We start from the raw sequence: 26,113 nt of genomic DNA, 5'->3' as shown, positions 1-26,113 counted from the left end.
GAGCGGCCCTACGGCTGCGCGGCGCCGCCGGGGTCGGCCTGGGGGTCGCGGGGCGGCGGGTCCGCCTGGGTGGCGGGGTGCGGCGCTGCGGCGGCGGGCGGAGCGGCGGCAGGCGGAGCCGCCTCGGGCGGTGCAGCGGCGGGCGGTGCAGCCTGGGGCGGGACGCCGTACGCCACCGCACCGGGCGGCGGGGTGCCGTACGGGACCGGGCCGGGGGCGGGCTGCCCGTACGGCGGCTGCCCGTAGCCGGGCACGGCGCCCTGCGGGTAGCCGTAACCGGGCGGCGGGTACGCGGCGTAGGCAGGGGACGCGCCCAGCGTCCGCATCAGGTACGGCACCAGCAGCACCGAGGCGCTCACCCACAGCACGGTCAGCGGCAGCACCTCGATGCCCATGCCTACGCCGAACTCGGCCTGCTCCAGGGAGCTTGAGCCGTCGTCGCTCCCGTCGATCCCGCCGGTGCCGGTGCCGCTGCGCTCGACCACGTCGTAGCCCATCCCGGCGAGCCCGACGGCCGTCAGGATACCGGTGAGGAAGAGGACCCCGGTCAGCAGCTGGCCCGGCACACTGCCGCGGACCAGCCGCCCGGCGAACCAGCCGACCAGCAGCGCGGCGACCACGCCGCCGGCCACCGTGCCCATGACCGCCCAGCCGCCGGCCGCGTCGGCCAGGTCCGACAGCCCCATCGAATCGTTCTCCAGAAAGGCGCCCGCGTTGCTCGTGCCCTCGACCTCCAGCGGCCCTCCCCAGGAGAAGCCCAGCGCTCCCACACCGACGTTGACCGCGATGAGGGCCAGCAGGCAGTAGCCGGCGGCGGGCATGTCCGACCAGTCCTCCGTGAAGCCGAGCACGATCCACACCGTGACCGTCGCCAGCACGAGGACGGCCAGCACGGCGCGCAGCGCGGCGCGCACCGCGAGCAGCGCGACCGCCCCGCCGGAGCCGGGCCGTGCAGAGACGCGGGCCGTCAGCCAGGGCTTGCCCAGCACCGCGCCGGTGACCAGCGCGGACAGCACCAGCGCGCCGAGCCCGGCGAGCACGGGAGTGGTGGAGACCTCCGCCTCGCCGGTCTCCGGCTGGGAGAAGAGGGCGAGCAGCAGGGTGAGCACGCCGGTGAGCAGCGCGGTCCGTACCGTCGCCTCCACCGCGCCGATGCCGCTCGCGATCGAACGGCGCACCATCCGGGCCCCCGCCCACAGCGCGAGCACGAACAGGGCGGTGACCGTCAGCGGGATGACGGAGAGCGTCATGGTGACGGACGCCGCGGCGGATTCGTAGGAGTCAGGCACGTCCTCGCGGGCGGTGATCTCGAACCGGCCGCCGACCCCCCGCAGCAGCGCGGCCAGGGACCACTGGAACCTCTCGCCCCAGCTCATCGCCTCTTCGCCGCTGCCGGTGAGACCGAGGTCGACATCGTCGAAACCCTCGTCGAGGGGGACGGTGAGCAGCGAGGCCGACACCAGCAGGAGCACCGGCGCCCAGACGGCGGCCAGCAGGGAGCGGCCCCAGTCCCCGGTCAGGGTGCGGCCGAGGAAGGAGTCGCCGGGGGCGCGGGGCGGCCCCGGGGGGAACGGGCCCGGCTGCGCGAACTGCCCGGGCTGCGCCGGGTGCGGGAGCGGCGGGGGCGGGGGCGGGTAGGCGTACGCCGGGCTGGTCATCGTGGGCATGGCCGCGACCGTCGAGTGGTGCGGCGGGGGCGGCGCGGCGACGGGCGGCGCCGGAATCCAGCCCGGCGGCGCCGACTGCGCCGGGGAGGGCGGCGCCAGTTGCCCGCCGCAGGACATGCAGAAACGGGCGCCCTCGGGCGACTGGGCACCACAGGACAGACAAGAGGCGGCCACGACGGCTCCACGGGGAAGGTGAGCGGATGCGCTGTGCCCCGCAGCGGGGCGGAACCAGGGCCGTGAGTCTACCGACTTGGGTGAACACCTGTACTCAAACAGTGAGTTCTCTGCTGTGGACGCCACGGTGCAGGGCGACGATACCGCCCGAGAGGTTGCGCCAGGCCACGTCCGCCCAGCCCGCCTGCTGGAGCCTGCGCGCGAGCGCGGGCTGATCGGGCCACTCGCGGATGGTCTCGGCGAGGTAGACGTACGCGTCGGGACTGCTGGAGACCCGCTTGGCGACGGGCGGCAGCGCGCGCATCAGGTACTCGGTGTAGACGGTGCGGAAAGGTGTCCAGGTCGGCTGGCTGAACTCGCAGATGACGACCCGTCCGCCCGGCGCGGTCACCCGCAGCATCTCGCGCAGGGCCGCGTCCGTGTCCTGGACGTTGCGCAGCCCGAAGGAGATGGTGACGGCGTCGAAGGCGCCGTCGCGGAAGGGCAGCCGCGTGGCGTCGCCCGCGGTGAACGGCATCCACGGCTGGCGCCGCTTGCCCTCGGCGAGCATGCCGAACGAGAAGTCGCACGGCACGGTGTAGGCGCCCGCGGCGGCGAACGGCAGGGAGGAGGTGGCCGTACCGGCGGCGAGGTCGAGCACCCGCTCGCCGGGACGGGCGTCGACGGCTCGGGCGACGGCCTTGCGCCAGAGGCGCGCCTGGCCGAGGGAGAGCACGTCGTTGGTGAGGTCGTAGCGCGCGGCGACGTCATCGAACATCGCGGCGACTTCGTGCGGCTGCTTTTCCAGGGATGCGCGGGTCACGAGGCCATTGTTCACCCCGCGCCCACCCGGCGTGCGGGCGGGCGGAGATCCGGGCGGGGCTCAGAGCGCGATCAGTTCCCGCAGATCGATGTCGACAGGGAAAGGGACATCGGTCTTCAGCCGCTCCCGGTGGGTCGGATGGTCCGGCGGCGCGAACGTGCCGGCCTCGTGGTGCCGCCAGAACTCGTGCACGACCGGCACCCCGTCCGCACCCCGCTCGACCCGCCAGAAGTGCGGTACACCGGCGTCCGCCAGCAGTCCCGGCTTAAGGAACCGGTCCTCACTGCGCGAGCCGGGCGAGACGACCTCCACCACGAGCGCGACGTTCTCGACGGGCAGGCACTCCAGCGTGAAGACGTCGAGACCCCGCTTGTCGTAGACGACGAGGTCAGGCTTGAGGACGGTGCGCTCGTCCACCATCAGGCATCGCGCGACATTCACCGCGTACGGAGGGCGCACAGCTCTGCTCAGCGCGAGGTACAGCTTGTCGCGCACCTGGTCATGCCAGAACCGGGGCATGCCTCGAACCACGATCACTCCGTCCACCAGCTCCCAGTCGCTGGGCAGCTCCAGATCCTTGACCTGGTCGTACGTCCAGCCGTCCTCCGGCGGGAACATCCAGGTGTCCGGAGTCGCTCGCACCTGAGCCTGCCGTTCGGCGGTCATTGCTACTCCCATGGCACAAGAGTGGACTGAGATACGGAGGGTGGTCCTGCATTCGACCGTACCGTCACCCGAAGTGACGCACCTCCGGCGCGCCGTTGACGCGGTGGCGGCTTCCGACGGCTGCGGCCCGTCAGCGCGTGCGGTGCACCAGGCGCCCGCCGAGCACCGTGGCCGCGCAGGTCGCCGCGCCCGCCTCCCGGAGGGCGGCCAGCGGGCCGGGCCCGTCGGCGGCATCGGCGGCATCGGCGGCTGCCGGGACGGCGAAGACCGCCAGGTCGGCGCGGGCGCCGGGGGCCAGGGTGCCCGCGAACAGCGACTCCGGGGGCAGCAGCGCCAGCGGGTCCAGCACCGGCGGGCCGGACAGCGGCGCCGTGCCGGGCGGCACCGTACGCCGTACCTCCACGAGCCCCGAGCGGCGCACCGCCGTACGGACCGGCGCGCGCCGGAAGGGGCCCGCCACCCCCGTGACCCCGTGCGCCAGCAGCCGCTGGAGCCCGCGCCGGGCGCTGCCGCCCCAGCGGCCCTCGTCCATGGCGAGGGCGCTCAGCGCCGCGCCCGCCAGCGGGGCGGTACCCAGCGATTCCGCCTCGCGCGGGTCGGGGTGGTAGGCGTCCTCCAGCAGCGCGGCGGCGGCCGGGTGCACGAGACCCGGGGTGAGCAGTCCGGGCCAGTGCCGGGTGCGGGCGCGCGGAAGGGCGGCGGCCAGCTCCTCGTACGGGCCGACGGCCTCGATCAGCCCGCCCTCCAGCGCGACCGCGCCGCCCCGCACCGCGGGGAGACCGGCGCCGGGGAGCAGCAGCTCCGCGGTGTGGATCGTCAGCATCGGCCGTGCACCGAACCGGTCAGGACGCGTCGACGAGCTTCAGTTCGGGGTGCGCCGTGCCGCCCTCGATCGCGGTGGAGGAGAGGTGCGAGACCGCGCGGTCGTCGACCGGGTCCTGCGCCGGGTCCTCGTGCACGACCAGGTGCTCGTAGGTGGTCGCGCGCTGCGCGGGTACGCGGCCCGCCGCGCGGATGAGGTGGATCAGCTCCATGCGGTTGGAGCGGTGCCGGGCACCCGCCGAGGAGACGACGTTCTCCTCCAGCATCACGGAGCCGAGGTCGTCCGCACCGTAGTGCAGCGAGAGCTGGCCCACGTCCTTGCCGGTGGTCAGCCAGGAGCCCTGGATGTGCGCGACGTTGTCCAGGAAGACCCGGGAGATGGCGATCATGCGCAGGTACTCGAACAGGGTGGCCTGGGTCTGGCCCTTCAGCGTGTTGTTCTCGGGCTGGTAGGTGTAGGGGATGAAGGCGCGGAAGCCGCCGGTGCGGTCCTGCACGTCGCGGATCATCCGCAGGTGCTCGATCCGCTCGGCGTTGGTCTCGCCGGTGCCCATGAGCATGGTGGAGGTCGACTCGACGCCGAGCCCGTGCGCCGTCTCCATGATCTCCAGCCAGCGCTCGCCCGACTCCTTCAGCGGCGCGATGGCCTGCCGGGGCCGGGCCGGGAGCAGTTCGGCGCCCGCGCCCGCGAAGGAGTCCAGCCCGGCCGCGTGGATGCGGCGGATCGCCTCCTCGGGGGTCATCTTGGAGATGCGGGCCATGTGCTCCACCTCGGAGGCGCCCAGCGAGTGGATCACCAGCTGCGGGTACGCCTGCTTGATGGCGGCGAAGTGCTCCTCGTAGTACTCGACGCCGTAGTCCGGGTGGTGCCCGCCCTGGAACATGATCTGGGTGCCGCCCAGCTCCACCGTCTCCGCGCAGCGGCGCAGGATGTCGGTGAGGTCGCGGGTCCACACCTTGTCGCTCTTGGGCGCGGCGTAGAAGGCGCAGAACTTGCAGGCGGTGACGCAGGCGTTGGTGTAGTTGATGTTGCGCTCGATGATGTACGTCGCGATGTGCTCCGTGCCCGCGTAGCGCCTGCGCCGCACGGCGTCGGCCGCCTGGCCCAGCGCGTGCAGCGGCGCGGAGCGGTAGAGGTCGAGCGCCTCCTCGGGGGTGACGCGGCCTCCCTGGGCGGCGCGGTCGAGTACGGACTGGAGGTCGGCGTTCTCGGGCACCGGAGCGTCCCTTCGTGGTGGCGGCAGCGACCGGACCAGCGTACGACACGGGCTGTGACGCGAACCGGCTGCCCGCAGCGGCACCGCCCGGGTCAGCCGGCCTTCTTCAGCGTCCCCGACGTGTTGCCGCTCGCGGGGTCGTTGGAGTCGTAGCGGAGGCTGCCGTCCGCGCGGAGCGTGAAGACCTCGTTGTCGCTGCCCGCGCTGCACCCCGGCGCGGTCTCGCCTCCCGAGGCGTCGGTCCGCAGCTTCTCGGCGGTGGCGGACTTCAGCTTCCAGGTGGCGGGACAGGTGATGCCGGTGAGGGTGATCCTGCCGCTGGCGACCTGCTCGCCGCGCTTGCCCTGGGTGAAGGTGACCGTCAGGGAACCGGCCGGCAGTCCGTTGTCCATACGCACGTCGCCGCGCCAGGTGCCGAGGAACGCCTTGGGCACCGGACGGTCGCGGGAGGGGCCGTCCTCGCCGTCGCTCGGCGGCTCCCGCGTCTTCTCCGAGTCGGACGTCGGCTGGGAGGTCGGCTGCGGCGAGGGCTCGCGGCCGGAGTCGGCGGAGCTGTCGCGTGCGGAGCCGCCGCCCGGCAGCAGGTCGAAGACGAGCGTCGCGGAGAGCAGAACCGCCGCCAGGGCACCGGCGACGGACAGCACCAGCGTGCAGCTCAGCTGCCGCCCGCGCCCCGCCGGAGGCGGCGGGGGCGGCACGGCGGGCGTACCCGGGGCAGCGCCCCCGCCGTCTCCGGCGGCGGCGTGGGCGGAGAGGGCGAACCGGCGACGGCGCGGCGGGGTCGCGGGCGGCGGGGTCTGCGCGGCCGAGGAGGGCGGGGCAGCAGGGGGCGGGCTCGCGGCCGGTGGGGCTGCGGCCGGTGGAGCTGCGGGCGGCGGGGTCGCGGGCGGGTCGGCCGCCACGACGGGCGCCGCGCCGCCGTACGAGGGGTCCGGCGGGCCGAAACCGGCGCTCCCGCCGCCCGCAGCCCCGCCCCCGTCCGCCCCGGAACGCTGCGCGGGGTGGGTGAAGGGCACCAGCCCTGAGACCGCCTCCCCCGCCCGGTCGGGTTCCAGGCCGAGCAGTTCGACCGCGCCCCGGCTGACCTCCTCGACCACCGGCGCGGGCAGCCAGCCCGGCCGCAGCAGGCCGCCGGCGCCCGCCGGGCCCGCCAGCGCCTCGGCGACCTGGGCCGGGGTCGGCCGGTCGGCGGCCTCCTTGGCGAGGCAGCCGGCGATCAGTTCCCGCAAGGGGCCTTCGAGGCCGTTCAGTTCCGGTTCCTCGTGCACGACGAGGTAGAGCAGCGCGTGCGAGCTGTCCCCGGGGAACGGGGCCTCGCCGGTGGCCGCGTACGCCAGCACCGCGCCCAGCGAGAACAGGTCGGAAGCGGCGTCCACCGACGTCTTGCCGAGCACCTGTTCGGGAGACATGTAGCCGGGCGATCCCACGGAGACGCCGGTCGAGGTGAGCACCGTGGTGCCGTCCATCGCCCGTGCGATGCCGAAGTCGATGAGCCGGGGGCCGTCCAGCGCGAGCAGGACGTTCGACGGCTTGATGTCGCGGTGCACCAGGCCGAGCCCGTGCACCGCCGTGAGCGCCTCCGCCAGCCCGGCGCCCACCGCCCGTACGGCCGCCTCGGGCAGCGGCCCGTGGTCGGCGACCGCCTGTTGCAGGGTGGGACCGGCGACGTAGCCGGTGGCGATCCAGGGCACCTCCGCGTCGGGGTCGGCGTCCAGCACCGGCGCGGTCCACTGACCGCCCACCCGCCGCGCGGAGCGCACCTCACGGCGGAACCGCTCGCGGAACTCCTCGTCGACGGCGAAGTGCGGATGCACCACCTTCACCGCGACCGTACGGCCCCCGGGGCTGCGGGCGAGATACACCCGGCCCATGCCGCCCGCGCCGAGCCGCCGCAGCAGGCGGTACGACCCGATGACGCGCGGGTCGCCGACGTCGAGCGGCTGCATCGTGCGTACCTCCCCCTGGTCGCTGCGGCTACCAGCCTACGGGCTGTCCCCCGCCGCCGCGGCGGGTGAGGCACACCCGGCTCACGGCCGGAGCAGCTCCACCCTCGCCTGCGGCGAGTAGCCCGTGGACTCGCCCGTACGGCGGGCGAACTCCGCGATGCCGGCGAGCTGTTCGGCGCCCAGCCGGAAGTCCAGGGTGGTGAAGTACCGTTCCAGCACCCGCGCCTCGAACGGCTCCCAGCGCGACGCCTGCTCCGCGACCTTGGCGACCTCCTCCAGCGAGAGGTCGCGCGAGGCGAGGAACGCCTCGTGCACCTGCCGCACCAGCTCGGGCTCGCGGGCCAGGTACTCGCGGCGGGTGGCCCAGACCGCGAAGACGAACGGCAGCCCGGTCCAGTCCTTCCACAGCTGCCCCAGATCGTGGACCTGGAGGCCGGGCTCCGGCAGCGCCCGCAGATAGGCGCGCAGCCCCACGTCACCGATCACGACGGCGGCGTCGGCCTCCGCCATCATCCGGGCCAGGTCGGGCGCGCAGGTGTAGTAGTCCGGCCGCACCCCGTACCGCTCGCTGAGCAGCAGCTGCGCCAGGCGTACGGAGGTGCGCGAGGTGGCGCCCAGGGCGACGCGGGCGCCGTCCAGCTGGTCGAGCGGGAGGCGGGAGACGATCTCGCAGGACATGACCGCGCCGTCGCACCCGACCGCGATATCGGGCAGGGCCACGAGGTCCTCCGCATTGCGGAGGAATTCGACGAGAGTGATCGGCGCGATATCGAGATCGCCGTTCACCAGCTGTTCGCTCAGTCTCTCCGGGGTGTCCTTGGTGAGGGTGAGATCGAGCAGGGTGCCGGTACGGGCAAGGCCCCAATAGAGGGGCAGGCAGTTCAGGAACTGGATGTGCCCGACACGCGGGCGGGATCTCGGCTGTGCAGTCACACTGCGGAGCGTACGCCTCGCGGCCCGGGCCGCCCGGGCGGGCCGCCGGCGGCGCGCCCCGGCAGCCCGCTGGCCAGCACGGGGGCGACCGCGCGGGCCTCGGCGGGGGTCCGCCGAACGGACGGCAAGGTTCCGCCTAGTGGGAGATCTTGGACACTTCCGCGCCACAGCCCTACCGTGCTAGGCTCGCCGCAAGTTGCAGTTTGGTTTCCCTTGCAGTACAGAGCCTGCGGAGCATGTGACCGCGGGCTCTCGTCATTTTCAGACTTCTTGCAGGTTCTGGAGCAGGGCGACCCTTTTAGGCCCAGGGAGGGCTTATGGCTACCGGAACCGTCAAGTGGTTCAACGCCGAGAAGGGCTTCGGCTTCATCGCCCAGGACGGCGGCGGCCCCGATGTCTTCGTCCACTACTCCGCGATCAACGCCACCGGCTTCCGCTCCCTCGAGGAGAACCAGCAGGTGAACTTTGACGTGACCCAGGGCCCGAAGGGCCCGCAGGCGGAGAACGTCACCCCCGCCTGATCACTGATTGACGCACCACCCAAGGAGCCCCCGCCCCGGCGGGGGCTCCTGCCTTTCCCGCCCGTGCCCCCCGCTTCAGGGCTCGTACAGCGCGTCGATCTCCGCGGCGAAGTCCCGGACGATGGCGCTCCGCCGGAGCTTGAGCGACGGGGTCAGGTGGCCGCCCTCCTCCGTGAACGCCTCCGGGAGCACGGCGAACCGGCGGATGGACTCGGCCTGCGACACCAGCTTGTTGGCGTCGTCCACGGCCTGCTGGAGGTTCCGCAGCAGATCGGCGTCCCCGGTCAACCCGGCGGCACTCCGTTCCTCCTTCCGGTGCATCCGCTGCCAGTGGGCGAGCCCGTCCGGGTCCAGGGTGAGCAGCGCGGCGAGGTGGGGGCGGCCGTCGCCGACCACCAGGCACTGGCTGACCAGCGGATGGGCGCGCAGCCAGTCCTCCAGGGGCGCCGGGGCGGTGTTCTTGCCGCCGGAGGTGATGATCAGGTCCTTCTTGCGGCCGGTGATCGTCAGGTATCCCTCCGCGTCCAGCGCGCCCAGGTCGCCGGTGGCGAACCAGCCGTCCTCGGTGGTCCCGGGGACGGCGACGCGGCGGGACGCGTCCCAGTAGCCGCTGAAGACCTGGCCTCCCCTCAGCAGCACCTCGCCGTCACCGGCGATACGGACGCCGGTGCCGGGTACCGGCCGGCCGACGGTACCCGGCCGGGGCCGCAGCGGCGGGGTCACGGTGGCGGCGCCGGTGGTCTCGGTGAGGCCGTAGCCCTCAAGGACCTCGACGCCCGCTCCCGCGAAGAAGGAGCAGAGACGTTTCTCCAGGGATGAGCCGCCGCAGATGACGTACTGGACGCGGCCTCCCAGCGCGGCCCGTATCCGGCGGTAGACCAGCGGGTCGTAGAAGCCGTGCGCGGCGCGGAGGCCCCAGCCGGGGCCCCGGCCGTCCCGGTGCCGGGCGTCGAGGGCCGCGTCGCTCCAGCGCACGGCGACGCGGGCGGCGCGGTCGAAGGAGCGGGCGCGGCGCATCTGCTCGGCGGTGGCCCGGCCGGAGTGGTAGATCTTCTCCAGCACGTGCGGGATGGCCAGCAGGAAGGTCGGCCGGAACGAGGCCAGGTCGTCAAGGAGCGCGTCGGTGGCCGTGGTCGGCGTGCAGCCCATCCGCACCCTGGCCCGTACGCAGCCCACGGCGACCATCCGGCCGAACACGTGGGCGAGCGGCAGGAAGAGGAGGGTGGCGGCCGGCTCCTCGCTCGCCGAACGGAAGACCGGGTGCAGCAGCTCCACGCAGTTGTCCACCTCGGCGAAGAAGTTGCCGTGCGTGAGCACGCAGCCCTTGGGCCGCCCGGTGGTGCCGGAGGTGTAGATCAGGGTGGCGATGGTGTGCGGGCCGAGCAGCGCGCGCCGCTGGGCGACCGCCTCGTCCGGGACGCCCGCCCCCGCCGAGACGAGTTGCGAAACGGCCCCCGCGTCCAGCTGCCAGAGGTGTTGCAGGGCGGGCAGCGCGCCCCGTACGCCGGTGATCAGGCGGGCGAGTTCGACGTCGTCGACGGCGCAGGCCACCACCTCGGCGTCGCGCAGGATGTCCCGGGCCTGTGCCGCCGAGGAGGTCGGGTAGAGCGGGACGGTGACCAGCCCGGCCGCCCAGCCCGCGAAGTCGAGCAGCACCCACTCGTAGCTCGTACGGGCCATCAGGGCCAGCCGGTCGCCCGGGCGCAGACCGGCCGCGATCAGGCCCTTCGCGGTGGCGGCCACCTCGTGGGCGAACTGCGAGGTGGTGACGTCGTGCCAGCGCCCGTCGGGCCCCTTGCGGCTGAAGACGGGCTCGGCGGGGGCGTCGGCGGCGTTGTGGAAGGGGAGGTCGGCGAGCGACCCGGACGCGGCGGGCGGCACCAGGGGCGGTACGTACGCCTCCCGTACGGTGCCGTCCACCGCCCGCGTCGCCGGCTCGACGAGGGAGGGGGGCGGTGCGGGGCGGCGGGCGGTCGGCTCCGGCATGAGGGCTCCTTGGGTCCGGGACGGGGTCCGGGCTTGCGGGGGTCCTGGGTCCGGCTCGGCGTCGGGCCCAGGGGTCACGCGCGTTCGAGGATCGCGGTCACCCCCTGCCCGCCGGACGCGCAGATCGAGACGAGGCCGCGGGCACCGGACCCGGCGTCCTCGCGCTCGGCGAGCAGCTTGGCGAGGGTGGCGACGATACGGGCGCCGGTGGCGGCGAACGGGTGGCCGGTGGCCAGCGAGGAGCCGGCGACGTTGAGCCGGGCGCGGTCCACGGGGGCGAGCCCCTGCTTCTCCCAGGCGGCCAGCGTCGCCAGCACCTGGGAGGCGAACGCCTCGTGGATCTCGACGAGGGCGAAGTCCTCCATCCCCAGACCGACCCTCCGCAGCAGCCGGGGGACGGCGAACGCCGGTGCCATCAGCAGCCCTTCGCCCGCCTCCTCGGTGAAGTCGACGGCGCCGGTCTCGTAGGCGGTGAGGTAGGCGAGCGGGGCCAGGCCGCGCCGCTCGGCCCACTCCTCGTCCGCCAGCAGCACGGCGGCGGCGCCGTCGGTGAGCGGGGTGGAGTTGCCCGCGGTCATGGTCGGCTCGCCGTCGGCCGCTCCGGGCTCCAGGCCGAAGACGGGCGGGAGCTGGGCGAGCTTGACGGCGGAGGTGCCGGGGCGGAGGTTCTGGTCGCGGGCGAGGCCGCTGAAGGGGACGACCAGGTCGTGCAGGAAGCCGCTGTCGTACGCGGTGGCGAGGTTGCGGTGGCTCAGGGCGGCGAGTTCGTCCTGCTCCTGCCGGGTGATGCCCCATTCCGCGGCCGTACGGGCGGCGTGCTCGCCCATGGACAGGCCGGTGCGGGGCTCGGCGTTGCGCGGGATCTCCGGGAGCAGGTGCCGGGGCCGGATGCGCGCCAGCTCCCTGGCCCGCTCCTTGAGGGTCTTGGCCCGGCGGGCGGCGAGCAGGATGCGGCGCAGCCGGTCGTCGACGGCCAGCGGCGCGTCGCTGGCGGTGTCGGCGCCGCCCGCGATGCCGGAGTCGAGCTGGCCGAGTGCGATCTTGTTGGCGACGGAGATCACGGCCTGGAGCCCGGTGCCGCACGCCTGCTGGATGTCGTACGCCGGGGTGCGCGGGTCGAGCGTGGAGCCGAGGACGCTCTCGCGGGCGAGGTTGAAGTCCCGGCTGTGCTTGAGCACGGCGCCCGCCGCCACCTCGCCGACCGCCCGCGGGTCGTGCAGCCCGTAGCGCTCCGCGAGGCTGTCGAGCGTCGCGACGAGCATGTCCTGGTTCGAGCGGCGGGCGTACGGGCCGTCCGCGCGGGCGAAGGGAACGCGGCTGCCGCCGATGACCGCGACACGGCGCGGGGGCTGGGAACGCATGAGGCCGCTGGAGATCATCCTCGACCAAACTCCTGACTTGTGAGTAACCCTACTCGGAAGTAAATCTAGGCGAGCGTGGGCGTCCGGGAAACGGCGCCCGGTCGGCGAAGCACCCGGCCGCCCGCGCGGCCCGCCCCCGCGCCACGCCGCCACGCCGCCACGCCGCCCATCGTCGTGGACGCCAAGGGTATTCGCCCGGCGGCGGTACTCCGCGAGTCCACGGCGCGTTGCCGCTCAGCGTGCGGGGGTCCAACGGGCCCCGCCCAGCAGGCTCTCCAGCCCGCCCCAGCAGAAGTTCATGAGGGTGGCCGCGGTCTCCTTCGCCGAAGGCGCTTCCGTCTCCCGCACCAACGGCTTGGAGACGCCCGCCGCCTGGGCGATGCCGTCCATCGACGCGGCGCTGTAACCGTGCCGCGCGAACGCCGCCACCGCTGCGTCGAGCATCTGCTGCTCCCGCACGACACGGGGCACCCGCGTGCCCGCCCGCGCCCCCTCCGCTGCCAGGGGCAGGCTGCGCCGCGCTCCCGCGGAAAAGGCGAACTCCCCTGGTCCCGCCCGAGATCAGGGGAGTTCGCCGTCACACACCGGCGGTGACGGACGCGTCTAGACCGCCGCGCCGACCGGTTCGCGCTGCGCGGGTACGGGCCGGGCGGGGGCCTCGTCCTCGTCCCGCTCCAACTCGTCCAGGCTGAAGCTGCGCGCGCTGTTGAACGCGTCCCGGTCCAGGATCTTCTCCCGGGCCGAGACAAGCACCGGGACCAGCGCCTGACCGGCGACGTTGGTCGCCGTCCGCATCATGTCCAGGATCGGGTCGATGGCCATCAGCAGCCCGACACCCGCCAGCGGCAGGCCCAGCGTGGAGAGGGTCAGCGTCAGCATCACGGTGGCGCCGGTGAGGCCGGCCGTGGCGGCCGAACCGATGACCGAGACGAAGGCGATGAGCAGGTAGTCACCGATGCCCAGCTCCACTCCGAAGATCTGCGCCACGAAGATCGCGGCGATCGCCGGGTAGATCGAGGCGCAGCCGTCCATCTTGGTGGTGGAGCCGAACGGTACGGCGAAGCTCGCGTACTCCTTGGGCACACCGAGGCGCTCGGTGACCTTCTGGGTCAGCGGCATGGTGCCCACCGAGGAGCGGGAGACGAAGGCCAGCTGGATCGCGGGCCAGGCGCCGCGGAAGAACTGCACCGGGTTGACCCTGGCGACGGTCGCCAGCAGCAGCGGGTAGACGCCGAAGAGGACGAGGGCGCAGCCGATGTAGATGTCGGCGGTGAAGGTGGCGTACTGGCCGATCAGGTTCCAGCCGTAGTCGTTGATCGCGGTACCGATCAGGCCGAGCGAGCCGAGCGGCGAGATCCGGATGACCCACCAGAGCGCCTTCTGGAGCAGCGCCAGGACGGCCTCGCCGAACGTCAGCAGCGGCTCGGCCTTGGGCCCGAGCTTGAGGGCGGCGACACCGGCGACGGCGGCCATGAAGACGATCTGGAGGACGTTCAGCTCGGTGAAGGGCGTGATCACGTCCGTGGGGACGATCCCGGTCAGGAAGTCGAGCCAGGAGCCCGCGCTCTCGGGCTCCGCGCCGTCCTCCGGGGTGAGCCCGGTGCCCGCGCCGGGATTGGTGGCGAGGCCGATCGCCAGGCCGATCGCGACGGCGATCAGCGAAGTGGCCATGAACCAGAGCAGGGTGCGGGTGGCCAGCCGGGCGGCGTTGGAGACCTTCCGCAGGTTGGTGATCGAGATGACGATCGCGAAGAAGACGAGCGGGGCGACGGCCAGCTTCAGCAGCTGGATGAACGTTTCGCCGACCTTGGTGAGCGTGGTGCCGAGCCAGTCGATCTCCCAGTTGCGGGCGACCCAGCCGAGCAGCACGCCCAGCACGAGACCACCCAGTATCTGGGCCCAGAACGGCACCTTGGGTATGCGCGGACGCGCCCGCGGTGCGGCGGGCGCGGCGGGCGGCGTGGCAGAGGAGGACACGGACACACTCCGATGGGGACTCGGGAGGCGGAAGTACGGGGGTGGAGGACGCGGAGCCGCGCGGCAGGGCACGGAGCGGCACGCGGAAGAGCGGCACGCGGAAGAGCGGCGCCCGGGGGCGGCACGTACGGCGGCGAGATCCGCGGGGGCGGGCGCGGCGGAACCCGGCGAACCGCGGCACATCAGGAGCGGCAGTAGGCCGGAGCGGACCCGGGGGGCGTCAGCAGCCGGGACAGGCCGCGGAGACGCGGCGGCAGAGATCGACGTGCAGCCGCGCGACGAGCGCGGCGCTCATCGCGTCTACGGAGGAAACTGCTGTCGTCATGAAGGCCACGCTAGCACCAGCTCTTTGATTCACCCAAAGCTTTCCTTTGGGAGGCGTCCCGCGTGACCGCACAACACCCCGCCGGGAGAAGGGAATTCCCGACGGGGTGACGTGATGCCTGTGACCCGCTTCACGCGGGCGGGACGGCGGCGGGGCTACGCGGAACCGGCCGCGGCCGAACCCGACGCGCCCGAACCCGACGCGCTGGAACCCGACCCGGTGGAACCCGACGCCGCCGCGCCCGACGCCGGCTCGTCGGCGTCCGCCTCGTCCTCCATGCTGCGGTTCGCGGCCAGCTTGCTCTTCGCCCGGTCCACGCCGCCGGACAGCTGGGCCGACATGGCGTCCCGCTGGCGGCGCAGCAGCACGAAGCTGAGCGGCGCCGACACGACCAGGGCGAGCAGGAAGATCCACAGGGGGTTGGACTTGCCGATGCCCTCCGGAATCACCCCGGCGTACGCCAGGAGCGCGACGACCACGAGGCAGCCGACAAAGATGCCCAGCCGCATGGTGGTGTAGCGGAGCGTTGCGTGCGTTGTGCTGCTGCTCACGGCCTTGACTCCTCATTCCTCACTGGGTGTGCTGCTGCTCGCCCGTTCCCGGTACGTAGGTGTGTCACCACAGGGGCAGCCACATCGTGACGTCGTCGCGGTAGCTGCCCTCACCGACCTTGATCGCGTCGGGGACGCGGCCGACCTCCTGGTAGCCGCACGCGCCGTAGAACCGCTCCAGGCCCAGGCCGCTGCGCAGCCCGAGCCGTATGCCCTCGATGCCGTCCATCTCCCGCGCGGTCTTCTCGACGGCGGCCATCAGGTCCCGGCCGATGCCGCCGCCCTGGAGGGAGGGGCGGACCATCACCGTGTAGAGCCACGCCCAGTGCCGCTTCAGCCGGTGGGTGTTGAAGGAGAAGAAGGCGGTGGCCGCCACCTCGTCCCGCTCGTCGTAGCCGACCAGCAGCCGGACCCGCCCCTCCGCCATCGGTCCGAGGTACTTCAGCAGCTCGGCCCGGATGTCCTCGGTGGTCACCGGGGCCACGAACCCTACGGCGCCGCCCGTGTTGACGACGTCCGCCCACAGGGCGCAGACGCCGTCGGCGAGCGGCTGGTCCATCCGGTCCGTGAGGACGTGGCGAAGACTCCTGCTTTCCCCGTGCATCCCGTCACACCCGCATGGCCTGCGGGGTCTCGCGGCGGTCCGGGTCGGGGCCGTCGTACTCGCGGAGGATCTCGTAGCGGGTGTTGCGCTCGACCGGGCGGAAGCCCGCGTCCCGGATGAGGTCGAGCAGGTCGTCGCGGGTGAGCTTGTCCGGGGTGCCGAAGTTGTCCGCGTCGTGCGTGATCTTGTACTCGACGACCGAGCCGTCCATGTCGTCCGCGCCGTGCTGGAGCGCCAGCTGTGCGGTCTGCACCCCGTGCATCACCCAGAAGACCTTGACGTGCGGCACGTTGTCGAAGAGCAGCCGGGAGACGGCGAACGTCTTGAGCGCCTCGGCGCCGCTGGCCATGGTCGTGCGGGCCTGGAGCCGGTTGCGCACCTTGCCGTCCTGCATGTCCACGAAGTCGTGCTGGTAGCGCAGCGGGATGAAGACCTGGAAGCCGCCGGTCTCGTCCTGCAGCTCGCGCAGCCGCAGCACGTGGTCGACGCGGTGCCGGGGCTCCTCGATGTGCCCGTAGAGCATCGTGCTCGGGGTCTTCAGGCCCTTCTGGTGCGCGAGGCGGTGGATACGCGACCAGTCCTCCCAGTGGGTGGCGTGGTCGACGATGTGCTGCCGGACCTCCCAGTCGAAGATCTCCGCGCCGCCGCCGGTCAGCGACTCCAGCCCGGCGTCGATCAGCTCGTCCAGGATGTCGCTCGCGTCCAGCCCGGAGATCGTCTCGAAGTGGTGGATCTCGGTCGCCGTGAACGCCTTGAGCGACACCGAGTCCGGCAGCGCCTCCTTGAGGGCGCTCAGCGAGCGGGGGTAGTACCGCCAGGGCAGCGTGGGGTGCAGGCCGTTGACGATGTGCAGCTCGGTGAGGTTCTCCCCCTCCATCGCCTTCGCCAGCCGCACCGCTTCCTCGATGCGCATGGTGTACGCGTCCTTCTCCCCCGGCTTGCGCTGGAAGGAGCAGTAGGCACAGGACGCCGTGCACACGTTGGTCATGTTGAGATGGCGGTTGACGTTGAAGTGGACGACGTCGCCGTTCATCCGCGTCCGCACCTCGTGCGCCAGACCGCCGAGCCAGGCGAGGTCGTCCGAGGCGTACAGGGCGATGCCGTCCTCGCGGGTCAGCCGCTGCCCGGAGCGGACCTTCTCCTCCAGCTCACGCTTGAGTCCAGCGTCCATGCACGCGCCTCCCTCGGTCAATTCCAACGATTTCGAGCGTACTCTGCCCGCCTCTGCCCGCCGACGCCCCCCTTCGCGAACCGCGCCCGCACCCGGACGCCGCCGCCGAGGCCGCGGGCAGCGGCTCTCAGGCGTCCTCCGGCAGCTCGCCGACCCGGTTCTCCCACTTGGTGGAGAGCACGATGGTCGTCCGCGTCCGGGACACCCCCTTCGTGCTGGACAGCCGCTGGATGGTGCCCTCCAGGTCGTCCACGTCACCCGCCCGGACCTTCACCATGTACGAGTCGTCGCCCGCGATGAACCAGCAGTCCTCGATCTCCGCCAGCTCCCGCAGCCGCCCCGCGACGTCCTCGTGGTCGACCGCGTCCGAGAGCTGGATGCCGATGAGGGCCGTGACTCCCAGCCCCAGCGAGGGGGAGTGCACCGTCGCCCGGTAGCCGGTGATGACCCCGGCCGCCTCCAGCCGGTTGATGCGGTCGGTCACGCTGGGGCCGGACAGCCCGACGAGCCGCCCCAGCTCGGCGTACGACGCCCTGCCGTTCTCCCGCAGCGCCTGGATGAGCTGTCTGTCCACCGCGTCCATGCCTACCGGGCCTTCCGTTCTCCTGGGATTTTCCGTCCCTTGGATTCACAGTCTCCGTGCCACGCAAACTCTGCGATTCGCTGGATTGGAATCGCAGGATACGAATCTAGGGCAGGGCCTGCCGAGGGTCCCAACGGCGGTACAGCTTGTGCGGGACGCCGACCGCGTCCAGCGCCCGTCCGGCCACGAAGTCGACCAGCTCCTGGATGTGCCGCGCCCCCGCGTAGAAGGCGGGCGAGGTGGGCAGCACCACGGCGCCGGCGTCGTCCAGGGCGACCAGGTGCCGCAGCGTCTGCCCGGTCAGCGGCGTCTCGCGGACGGCGACCAGCAGCGGGCGGCGCTCCTTGAGGGTGACCGAGGCGGTGCGCTGGAGCAGGTCCTTGGAGAGCCCCAGGGCGACACCGGCCACACAGGCCGTGCTCGCCGGGACGACGAGCATGCCGCGCGTGGGGTACGAGCCGGAGGACGGCCCGGCGGCGAAGTCCCCGGCGGCCCAGTGGCGCACCGCGCTCACGTCCGGGTCGTAGGCGTCCGGGGTGCCGTCCGCGCCGCGCGCCAGCCAGCGGTGCAGGTCGGCGGCGGCGTGCGCGTCCCGGAAGGGGTGCCCGGTCTCGTCCAGTACCGTCAGCCGGGCCGCCCGGCTGACGACCAGGTCCACCTCCTCCCCGGCGTGCAGCAGCGCGCGCAGCACCGCGGCGGCGTACGGCGTCCCCGAGGCGCCGGAGACGCCGACGACCCACGGACGGCGCTGGGTGGAGTTCACCTCTCGAGCCTACGACGCCCGCGACTGGCCAAGGAGGCGGGTCATGCGGTTGCATCGGCGGATGCATTCGTCCCGCTCTTCCCGATACCGCAGACGTACGGCCGCCGCGCTGGCCGGTACCGCGCTGCTCGCCGCCGTCACCACCGCCTGCGGGCCCGCCGACACGAAGTCGGCCGAGTCGGCGGTCCGGGACGCCCTGGACCAGCTGGGCGCGAAGGAGGATGCGTCGATGGTCGCCGAGCTGGACGGCACGACCGGCCAGGTGCACGCCTTCCTCAAGGAGAACGGCGCCTCGCTGCCGGGCCGCCCCGCCGTCCCGACCAGGAAGGACTCCCAGCTGGTGGCACGCGCCCAGCTGACCGTCTCGATCGGCGCGGACACCCCGCTCAACGAGCGGCGGGACGCCTCGGACACCCGGCTCGCGGCGGCGCTGAACTTCGGCGACCGGGATGTCTTCGCGTACAAGGCGGTGGGCAAGAAGGTCTACGTGCGGGTGCTGCTGCGGGAGCTGGCCGGTGAGACCTCCCTCACCAAGAAGAACCGCGACGCCGTCAAGGATCTGCGGGGCCTCGCCGACGATCTGCCCAGCTCGCTCGGGGCGGCGAAGGCGGCGCTGAAGGGGAAATGGGTCCGAATATCCCCGCACGCCTACGGCGACTTCGCCTGGGCCGTGAAAAAACTCACGGGCCACGCGCGCAGCGGCGACCGGGCCCGCGAGGCCACCTCCGCACTGGACGCGGACGCGCAGCGGGACCTGCTCGACACGCTGGGCGAGGTGCTCCGCGAGGACGCCGTCTTCCGGCGGGCCGAGCCGGACGGCGGGGGCGCCGACGGCATCGAGCGGGTGACCGCCACACTGCCCGCACGCGAGGCCGCGGCACGGCTGGCACCGGCGCTGGAGCCGCTGGGCGTGGACCTGCGCCCGTCCCGGCTGCCGGCCGGGGACATCGACGCCGAGCTGACGGTGCGGCGCGGCGAGCTGGCCGGGCTGACCGTGGACCTGCGGCGGCTGACGGGGGCGAAGGGGCCGGGCGAGCTGCCGCTGCGGCTGAGCTTCAGCAGCGGGGACGCCCTCTCCACGGAGGCGCCGGAGAAGCCGAAGCCGAAGAAGCTGGAGCCCCAGGACCTGCTGGCCATGGTCCTCTACCGGGCCGACGCGGCGGCCTCCGGCCGCTGAGCCCACCCGGCGGACCTCCGGGGCGGGAGCCGAGAGGACCGGCTGGCGCGGGCGGACGGTCCGGCCGCGCGAAGACGGTCTTGGGAACTCGGGACACCCTCGGTAGCGTTGTCCTTCATGAGGCGGCGGCTCCCGGGGAGCCGGAGAGCCCTCCCGGGGGAGGTGAGACACGGTGGCGAGTGAATCAAGCTTCAGAGTGAAGGCGGCGGCCCAGCTGATCCTGCTCTGGGTCGGTGTCCTGTGGGTGTTGGAGGCGGTCGACGAGCTGTCCGGGCACTCCCTGGACGCCTTCGGCATCGAGCCGCGCCGCATGGACGAGCTGCTGGACGTGGTGCCCGCGTCCTTCATGCACTTCGGCTTCGACCACCTGATGGCCAACACCGTGCCCCTGCTGGTGCTCGGCTTCATGGCCGCGCTGCGCGGCACGGGCCGCTTCCTGCTGGTCGCGCTGACGATCATCGTGGTCAGCGGCCTGGGCGTGTGGGTGACGGCGCCGGAGCAGAGCAACACCGCGGGCGCCTCCGGCCTGGTCTTCGGCCTCTTCGGCTACCTGGTGGTGCGCGGCTTCGTGGACCGCCGGATCACCGACGTGGCGCTCGGCGGTGTGGTCGCCGTGCTCTACGGCTCGATCCTGTGGGGCGTACTGCCGACGACGCCGGGCGTGTCCTGGCAGGGCCACCTCTTCGGGCTGATAGGCGGCGTGCTGGCGGCCTTCGCGACCTCCAGCACGCGCAGCGCGGTCGGCGCGGCCAAGCCCGGCTGGCACTGAGCCCGCATCCGCATTCGTATCCGTTTCCGTATCCCGCATCCACCCGGCCCGGCGTGCCGCGCGGGCTACCAGCTGAGCCCGCGCACGACCAGGTCGAGCAGCGCGAAGACGAAGAAGACGATCCCGATCACACCGTTGACCTTGAAGAACGCCCGGTTCAGCCGGCTCAGGTCCGTCGGCGTGACGATCGTGTGCTCGTAGACGAAGGTCCCGAAGACCGCCAGCAGCCCCACCCAGTAGAACGCCCCGGCCCCGGCCTCCGCGCCGAACCACACCAGCAGCGCCGCCGTGACGACGTGCGCACCACGCGCCCCGTACAGCGCCCCCGCGACGCCGAAGCGCGCCGGGACGGACCGCACTCCCTGCGCCCGGTCCGTCTCGACGTCCTGGCAGGCGTAGATGAGGTCGAAGCCGCCGATCCAGATGCCGACCGCCAGCCCGAGCAGCACGGCCTCCCAGGACCACGAGCCGGTCACGGCGAGCCAGGCGCCGATCGGCCCCATCGCCTGCGCGAGGCCGAGGATCGCGTGCGGGAAGTGCGTGAAGCGCTTCCCGTACGGATAGACCACCATCGGCACGACCGCGACGGGGGCGAGCGCCAGGCACAGCGGGTTGAGCAGCGCGCACGCGCCCAGGAAGACGGCGAGCGAGACGAGCGCGCCCGTCCACGCCGTACGGACGGAGACAGCGCCGGTCACCAGCTCGCGGCCCGCCGTGCGCGGGTTGCGGGCGTCGATCTCCCGGTCGATGATCCGGTTCGCGGCCATCGCGAAGGTGCGCAGCCCGACCATGGCGACGGTGACGACGAACAGCTCGCCCCAGTGGACGGAGGAGTCCTCGTGGTCCATCGCGGTCAGGGAGGCGATGTAGGCGAAGGGCAGCGCGAAGACCGAGTGCTCGATCATCACCAGCCGGAGGAACGCGCGCACCCTGCCGGGGCCCGGCCGGGCCGCGTCCGGCCCGGCCACCCCCTCTGCCGTGCTCACAGTCCGTATTCCTTCCAGCGCTCGCTCACCCGCGCCGCGATCGCCGGGTCGGACTCCACCATGTGCGGCCAGCCGCCGTCCCGGGTGTACCCCTCCTCCGGCCACTTGGTGGTGGCGTCGATTCCCGCCTTGCCGCCCCAGAACTGCTGGTAGGAGGCGTGGTCGAGGTGGTCGACGGGCCCCTCGACCACGGTCAGGTCCCGGGAGTAGTCGACGTTGCCCAGTGCCCGCCAGGCCACCTCGTGCAGGTTGTGCACGTCGCAGTCCGCGTCCACGACGACGATCAGCTTCTCCAGCGAGAGCATGTGCGCCCCCCAGATGGCGTGCATGACCTTCTGCGCGTGCTTCGGGTACTTCTTGTTGATCGAGACGAGCATGCAGTTGTGGAACCCGCCCGCCTCCGGCAGGTGGTAGTCCACGATGTCCGGCATGACGATCTTGAGCAGCGGCAGGAAGAACCGCTCCGTCGCGCGCCCCAGCGGCCCGTCCTCCGTCGGCGGCCGTCCGACGACGATCGACTGGAACACCGGCCGCTTGCGCATCGTCACGCAGTCGATCCGCAGCGCCGGGAAGTCCTCCTGCGGCGTGTAGAAACCGGTGTGGTCGCCGAACGGCCCCTCCGGCAGCATCTCGCCCGGCTCCAGCCAGCCCTCCAGCACCACCTCGGCCTGCGCGGGCACCTGGAGCGGCACCGTCTTGCAGTCCACCATCTCGACCCGCTTGCCCTGCGTCAGGCCCGCGAAGAGGTACTCGTCGATGTCGGCGGGCAGCGGCGCGCTGGAGGCGTACGTCACCGCGGGCGGGCAGCCGAACGCGATGGCGACCGGCAGCTTCTCGCCTCGCTTGGCCGCGACCTGGTAGTGGTTGCGGCTGTCCTTGTGGATCTGCCAGTGCATCCCGATGGTGCGCTTGTCGTGCCGCTGGAGCCGGTAGAGGCCCAGGTTGCGCACCCCGGTCTCCGGGTGCTTGGTGTGGGTGAGGCCGAGGTTGAAGAAGGAGCCGCCGTCCTCGGGCCAGGTGAAGAGCGCGGGCAGCGCGTCGAGGTCCACCTCGTCACCGCGCAGCACGACGTCCTGGACGGGGCCTTCCTTCACCTTCTTCGGCGGCACGTGCGACATCGCGCCCAGCTTCCCGAACGCCTCCCGCAGCCCCACGAAGCCCTGCGGCAGCTCCGGCTTGACCAGCCCGCCGATGGTGTCGCTGATCTCGCTGTACGAGCTGAGGCCGAGCGCCTTCAGCAGGCGCCGGTCGGTGCCGTAGACGTTCATCGCCAGCGGCATCGAGGTGCCCTTGAGATTCTCGAAGAGGAGGGCCGGGCCACCGCTCTTCTGCACCCGGTCGACGATCTCCCCGACTTCGAGGTACGGATCGACCTCCGCCTTGATCCGCTTGAGGTCACCTTCGCGCTCCAGCGCCCGCAGCAGCGAGCGGAGATCGTCGTATGCCATACGCCCCAGTATCATTCATACCCATCCCCCGCCGTTACGCTGGCCCTGTACGGCGGCCTTCGAAGGGCCCTCGCCGTTCACGCGCACCGCTTCAGCTCGTACCCAGGGGGCACCCCGCATGCTCAGGTATCTGCCGTTCCTACTGGTGCTGGCGGTGTGGATCTTCGCCTTCATCGACTGCCTCAACACGCCGGAGAAGGAGATCCGCAAGCTGCCCAAGATCGCATGGGTGATCATCATCCTGCTCTTCGGGCAGGTCCTGCTCGGCCCCATCGCCTGGTTCGTGGTAGGCCGCCCCCGCCGGAACGCCCCGTACGGCGCCACCAAGCCGCAGGAGCGCCGCTGGGTCGCGCCGGACGACAACCCGGACTTCCTCAAGTCGATCAACGACAAGGGGACGGAGAAGCCGCCGGCACGCGAGGAGCCGAAGGACGAGGCAGCGCAGCCGGAGGACGAGCCCCGGCGCAAGGACGAGGAGCGGGACGGCCGCCGGGAGGGCGGCGGCGGCCCGGACGAGGACACCCCGCCCAAGGCCTGACCCGCCCGCACCCCCGGGCCCCGGCGGAGGTCCTCCCCCGGCTCAGACGCCCGAGTACGAGTGCTTGCCGTTCACGAAGATGTTGATGCCGTAGTAGTTGAAGAGGTAGCAGCCGAAGGCGAGCAGCGCCAGGTAGGCGGCCTTGCGGCCGTTCCAGCCCGCGGTGGCGCGGGCGTGCAGGTAACCGGCGTACGCGACCCAGGTGATGAAGGACCAGACCTCCTTGGGGTCCCAGCCCCAGTAACGGCCCCATGCCTCGCCCGCCCAGATGGCGCCCGCGACGATGGTGAAGGTCCAGAAGGGGAAGACCGCGGCGTTGATGCGGTAGGCGAACTTGTCCAGCGAGGCCGCGGACGGCATCCGCTCCAGCACCGAGGTCGCGAAGGCGCCCGGCTGGCCGCCCTTGAGCAGTTTGGCCTCGTAGCGGTCGCGGAAGAGGTAGAGCACCGTGGCGACGAAGCCGAGGTAGAGCAGCGCGCCGCAGATGATGGCCAGCGCCACGTGAATCCACAGCCAGTACGACTGGAGCGCGGGCACCAGCTGGGTGCTCTCGGTGTAGAGCACGGTGACCGCGACGCCCAGGTCCAGCAGCACGGTGGTGACCAGCGGCAGGCCGATCCAGCGCGCGTTCTTCCCCGCGAAGACGAAGCCCAGGTACGCGCCGACGGCCACCAGCGAGAAGGCCGTGGAGAACTCGTACATGTTGCTCCACGGAGCACGCTCGACGGCCAGCGCGCGGGTGAGCACGCTCGCCCCGTGCAGCACGAACGCCAGCACGGTCAGCGCGATCCCGATGCGCCCGTACTGATCGCCCTGCTCGTCCTCGCCTGCGGCGCCGGGGCCGTCCGGCAGGTTCCCGCGGCGGCCCGCGGCCGAACGGACGACGACCTTGGGCCGGTCCAGCACGGAGGTGCCGCCGCCCGCGCGCGCGGCGCCCCCGGCGCCCTCGCCCCCGGCGCCGTCCGCCGCGGTGCCGTCCGTGGTGGCGGTCAGCGCGGCGGCCGTACGGGCCACCTTGCTGCGGCTGCCGAACGTCCACTCCGCGATGTGCGCGAAGAAGGCGAGCACGTAGACAGCCATCGCCGAATAGATCAGATAGTTGCTGATCTCGGCGAGATTCTCGTTCTGTGCGGCAGCGATGATCACTGGCGTTCTCCTCGCGAGGTGTCCTCGTCGTCCGTGCCGGCGCCGCTACGGCTGAGCGCCGGTTCCGCGGTGTCCTCGGCCTTCTCGTCGTCCTCCGGTGCGGCGTCGCCGTCCGGCGCGGTGCTTTCGTCCGGCGCGGTGCCGTCCTCCGGCTCTTCCGCCACCGGTGCGTCGTCGCGCAGCGCGACCGCGAGGTCGCCCAGCTCCTCGGGCAGCCTGGCCGACTCGCTGCGCCCGAGCCCGGCCATCTCCACGACCGTACGGCCGTCCGGACCGGCCACGGCCCGCACCCAGACCCGGCGGCGCTGGATGAACAGCGAGCCCGCCAGCCCGATGATGGCGGCGATCGAACCGCCCAGCGCCCAGCCGCCGCCCACCTGGTGGGAGATCTGGAAGTTCGCCCACTGCTTGATGCCCTCGAACTTCAGCGTGCCCGCACCGTTCGGCAGCTTCATCGACTCGCCCGGCAGCATCTTCTGCGCCAGCGGGCCGCCGTCCTTGGTCTTGAACTGCTTCATGTTGTCGGTGTTGAGCTGGTAGACGTTCTGCGCCAGCCCGGAGTCCACACCGAGGTCGCCGTGGTAGGCGGTCAGGAAGAGCACCGGATACTTCAGCTCGGGCGACTGCGAGAACATCGTGGTCGCGTCCGCCCCGCCGAAGTGCGGTACGAAGAAGCCCTGGAAGCCGAGCTGCTCCTTGCGGCCCTTGGCGTCCCGGTAGTCGGTCACCTTGATCACCCCGCTGGAGGTGAGGTTGGTGTCCTGCGGGATGAAGGCCACCGGCCCGCGGTAGGCCAGCTTGCCCTGCCCGTCGGTCATCGTCACCACCGGCGCGAAGCCGTGCGCCAGCAGGTAGACCTTGGAGTCGCCCACCTCCAGGGGGTGGTTCATGGTGATGTCGCCGGACTTCTCCTTGCCGTCGGCCCCCTCCCAGTACGAGATGTCCGCCCGGTAGAGGCTCGGCGTCATCGCGTCCGGGCCCTGGTTGTTGTACTCGGCGGTGAAGTCCTTGAGGCGGAAGCCGAACGCGTTCAGGTCGTCGGAGCCGAAGAGCGAGCCGGACTTGAAGTCGTCGTACTGGGTGAGGGTGTTGGAGAAGCCGTCGCCCTGGACGATGAGCTTGCCGCCCTCCGACTTCCACAGCTCCCCGGCGGCGAACGCCAGCAGCATCACGATCAGCGCGATGTGGAAGACGAGGTTGCCCGCCTCCCGCAGATAGCCCTTCTCGGAGGAGACGGCGTTCCCCTCGGTGTGCACCCGGAAGCGCTTCCGGCCCAGCAGCGTACGCGCGGCGCCCAGCACCTCGTCCGGCTCGGCGTCGGTCGTCCACGTCGTGTACGCGGGCATCCCGTTCAGGCGGCGCGGCGCCCGCGGCGGGCGGGCCCGCAGCTGGCCGACGAACTGCCAGCTGCGCGGCACGATGCAGCCCGCCAGCGAGACGAACAGCAGGATGTAGATGGCCGAGAACCACACCGAGGTGTAGACGTCGAACAGCTGGAGCTTCTCGTACACCGGCGCGAGCAGCTCGTGCTTGTCCTTGAACTCCTGCGCCTTCACGACGTCGACGTTGTTCTGCGGGATGAGCGAGCCGGGGATGGACGCCAGCGACAGCAGGAGCAGCAGTATCAGCGCGACCCGCATGGAGGTCAGCTGCCGCCAGAACCAGCGGGCCCAGCCGACCACCTCGCGGCCCGTCCAGGTGAGCCTGCCCAGCGCGCCCGGCTTGCGGGCGCCGCCGAACGAGCCGGGGACCGCCTGTGCGGTGTTCTCAGCGATCGGGGCGGTCGACAGCTGCGACATCGCCTCGCCCAGCTCGCGGGCGTCACCGGCCTCGGGGGTCTCCGCCGTGCCGGCGGCCTCGGGGGGAGCGTCCCGTTCGGGGCCGTCCCCTTCGGGTTCGCCGGTGGCCGCGGCACGGTCGTCGTCGCGCTCGCGCGCGTCACCGGTCCGTTCCGCCTCGACCGTGGCGCTTGCGCTTGCG

Annotated in this window: 23 protein-coding genes and 1 pseudogene; 4 read left to right on the top strand and 20 right to left on the bottom strand. The window is 72.4% G+C overall.

Annotated features, from left to right (window positions below):
- Positions 1 to 8 precede the first annotated feature (8 nt).
- From H299_RS0118560 to H299_RS0118530, 7 genes are all read right to left on the bottom strand, one after another.
- Complete coding sequence (locus H299_RS0118560) at positions 9 to 1,841, bottom strand: hypothetical protein (RefSeq protein WP_158692353.1); 1,833 nt, start codon at positions 1,839 to 1,841, stop codon at positions 9 to 11.
- 94 nt (positions 1,842 to 1,935) lie between these two features.
- Positions 1,936 to 2,643 carry a demethylmenaquinone methyltransferase gene (locus H299_RS0118555; RefSeq protein WP_027749619.1) on the bottom strand — a complete coding sequence of 236 codons (708 nt, stop codon included), beginning with the start codon at positions 2,641 to 2,643 and terminating at the stop codon, positions 1,936 to 1,938.
- 60 nt (positions 2,644 to 2,703) lie between these two features.
- Positions 2,704 to 3,321: a Uma2 family endonuclease gene (locus tag H299_RS0118550; protein WP_486587330.1), complete on the bottom strand. Its 618-nt coding sequence runs from the start codon at positions 3,319 to 3,321 to the stop codon at positions 2,704 to 2,706.
- A gap of 118 nt (positions 3,322 to 3,439) precedes the next feature.
- Entirely contained in the window at positions 3,440 to 4,132 is a 693-nt protein-coding gene (locus H299_RS0118545; protein ID WP_027749617.1) for an imidazolonepropionase-like domain-containing protein, read from the bottom strand.
- Between the two features lie 19 nt (positions 4,133 to 4,151).
- On the bottom strand, positions 4,152 to 5,348 hold the full coding sequence (mqnC, locus tag H299_RS0118540) for a cyclic dehypoxanthinyl futalosine synthase (protein WP_027749616.1): 1,197 nt from the start codon (positions 5,346 to 5,348) through the stop codon (positions 4,152 to 4,154).
- Positions 5,349 to 5,440: 92 nt separating this feature from the next.
- Complete coding sequence (locus H299_RS0118535; protein WP_027749615.1) at positions 5,441 to 7,294, bottom strand: serine/threonine-protein kinase; 1,854 nt, start codon at positions 7,292 to 7,294, stop codon at positions 5,441 to 5,443.
- An 81-nt stretch (positions 7,295 to 7,375) separates the two neighbouring features.
- Positions 7,376 to 8,227: a menaquinone biosynthesis protein gene (locus H299_RS0118530; protein WP_027749614.1), complete on the bottom strand. Its 852-nt coding sequence runs from the start codon at positions 8,225 to 8,227 to the stop codon at positions 7,376 to 7,378.
- A 317-nt stretch (positions 8,228 to 8,544) separates the two neighbouring features.
- Between H299_RS0118530 and H299_RS0118525 the strand changes: the two genes are divergently transcribed.
- Positions 8,545 to 8,748, top strand: coding sequence for a cold-shock protein (locus H299_RS0118525; protein WP_027749613.1), 204 nt, complete (start codon positions 8,545 to 8,547; stop codon positions 8,746 to 8,748).
- 75 nt (positions 8,749 to 8,823) lie between these two features.
- Here the strand turns inward: H299_RS0118525 and H299_RS0118520 are convergent, their stop codons facing one another.
- From H299_RS0118520 to H299_RS0118480, 9 genes and pseudogenes are all read right to left on the bottom strand, one after another.
- Positions 8,824 to 10,734, bottom strand: a complete 1,911-nt coding sequence (locus H299_RS0118520; RefSeq protein WP_027749612.1) for an AMP-dependent synthetase/ligase — start codon at positions 10,732 to 10,734, stop codon at positions 8,824 to 8,826.
- A 74-nt stretch (positions 10,735 to 10,808) separates the two neighbouring features.
- Positions 10,809 to 12,113, bottom strand: a complete 1,305-nt coding sequence (locus H299_RS0118515) for an acetyl-CoA C-acetyltransferase (RefSeq protein ID WP_051262611.1) — start codon at positions 12,111 to 12,113, stop codon at positions 10,809 to 10,811.
- 327 nt (positions 12,114 to 12,440) lie between these two features.
- Positions 12,441 to 12,539: pseudogene (locus H299_RS40510) on the bottom strand (TetR family transcriptional regulator); the annotation flags it as partial.
- Positions 12,540 to 12,698: 159 nt separating this feature from the next.
- Positions 12,699 to 14,078 (bottom strand): dicarboxylate/amino acid:cation symporter, encoded by a 1,380-nt coding sequence (locus H299_RS0118505; RefSeq protein WP_027749609.1) that lies wholly within the window; start codon positions 14,076 to 14,078, stop codon positions 12,699 to 12,701.
- Between the two features lie 474 nt (positions 14,079 to 14,552).
- On the bottom strand, positions 14,553 to 14,948 hold the full coding sequence (locus tag H299_RS34920) for a DUF4229 domain-containing protein (protein WP_051262609.1): 396 nt from the start codon (positions 14,946 to 14,948) through the stop codon (positions 14,553 to 14,555).
- 64 nt (positions 14,949 to 15,012) lie between these two features.
- Complete coding sequence (locus H299_RS0118495; protein WP_078512852.1) at positions 15,013 to 15,552, bottom strand: GNAT family N-acetyltransferase; 540 nt, start codon at positions 15,550 to 15,552, stop codon at positions 15,013 to 15,015.
- Between the two features lie 4 nt (positions 15,553 to 15,556).
- The gene (gene mqnE / locus H299_RS0118490) at positions 15,557 to 16,723 is read right to left on the bottom strand and encodes an aminofutalosine synthase MqnE (RefSeq protein ID WP_027749607.1); all 1,167 of its coding nucleotides are present in this window, start codon (positions 16,721 to 16,723) and stop codon (positions 15,557 to 15,559) included.
- Positions 16,724 to 16,850: 127 nt separating this feature from the next.
- Complete coding sequence (locus tag H299_RS0118485) at positions 16,851 to 17,306, bottom strand: Lrp/AsnC family transcriptional regulator (protein WP_027749606.1); 456 nt, start codon at positions 17,304 to 17,306, stop codon at positions 16,851 to 16,853.
- A gap of 106 nt (positions 17,307 to 17,412) precedes the next feature.
- Positions 17,413 to 18,069 (bottom strand): UbiX family flavin prenyltransferase, encoded by a 657-nt coding sequence (locus tag H299_RS0118480; protein WP_027749605.1) that lies wholly within the window; start codon positions 18,067 to 18,069, stop codon positions 17,413 to 17,415.
- Between the two features lie 43 nt (positions 18,070 to 18,112).
- Here H299_RS0118480 and H299_RS37650 point away from each other — a divergent pair, with 43 nt between their 5' ends.
- A complete protein-coding gene (locus H299_RS37650) occupies positions 18,113 to 19,246 on the top strand; it encodes a hypothetical protein (protein ID WP_158692352.1) in 1,134 nt (377 codons plus the stop codon).
- A 172-nt stretch (positions 19,247 to 19,418) separates the two neighbouring features.
- Positions 19,419 to 20,015 carry a rhomboid family intramembrane serine protease gene (locus tag H299_RS0118470; protein ID WP_027749603.1) on the top strand — a complete coding sequence of 199 codons (597 nt, stop codon included), beginning with the start codon at positions 19,419 to 19,421 and terminating at the stop codon, positions 20,013 to 20,015.
- A 65-nt stretch (positions 20,016 to 20,080) separates the two neighbouring features.
- Here the strand turns inward: H299_RS0118470 and mqnP are convergent, their stop codons facing one another.
- Positions 20,081 to 21,001, bottom strand: a complete 921-nt coding sequence (mqnP, locus tag H299_RS0118465) for a menaquinone biosynthesis prenyltransferase MqnP (protein ID WP_027749602.1) — start codon at positions 20,999 to 21,001, stop codon at positions 20,081 to 20,083.
- The gene (locus tag H299_RS0118460) at positions 20,998 to 22,449 is read right to left on the bottom strand and encodes a menaquinone biosynthesis decarboxylase (protein ID WP_027749601.1); all 1,452 of its coding nucleotides are present in this window, start codon (positions 22,447 to 22,449) and stop codon (positions 20,998 to 21,000) included. The genes mqnP and H299_RS0118460 overlap by 4 nt, the downstream gene beginning before the upstream one ends.
- 118 nt (positions 22,450 to 22,567) lie before the next feature.
- On the opposite strand from H299_RS0118460, the gene H299_RS0118455 reads away from it, so the two are divergent.
- A complete protein-coding gene (locus H299_RS0118455; protein ID WP_027749600.1) occupies positions 22,568 to 22,987 on the top strand; it encodes a PLD nuclease N-terminal domain-containing protein in 420 nt (139 codons plus the stop codon).
- A 42-nt stretch (positions 22,988 to 23,029) separates the two neighbouring features.
- Here the strand turns inward: H299_RS0118455 and ccsB are convergent, their stop codons facing one another.
- Positions 23,030 to 24,133: a c-type cytochrome biogenesis protein CcsB gene (gene ccsB, locus H299_RS0118450; protein WP_027749599.1), complete on the bottom strand. Its 1,104-nt coding sequence runs from the start codon at positions 24,131 to 24,133 to the stop codon at positions 23,030 to 23,032.
- A complete protein-coding gene (resB, locus tag H299_RS34910; RefSeq protein ID WP_078512860.1) occupies positions 24,130 to 25,932 on the bottom strand; it encodes a cytochrome c biogenesis ResB family protein in 1,803 nt (600 codons plus the stop codon). The genes ccsB and resB overlap by 4 nt, the downstream gene beginning before the upstream one ends.
- Between the last annotated feature and the right edge of the window lie 181 nt (positions 25,933 to 26,113).

Source organism: Streptomyces sp. CNH287 (assembly GCF_000424825.1).
This window is presented reverse-complemented; position numbering and strand designations above follow the sequence as displayed.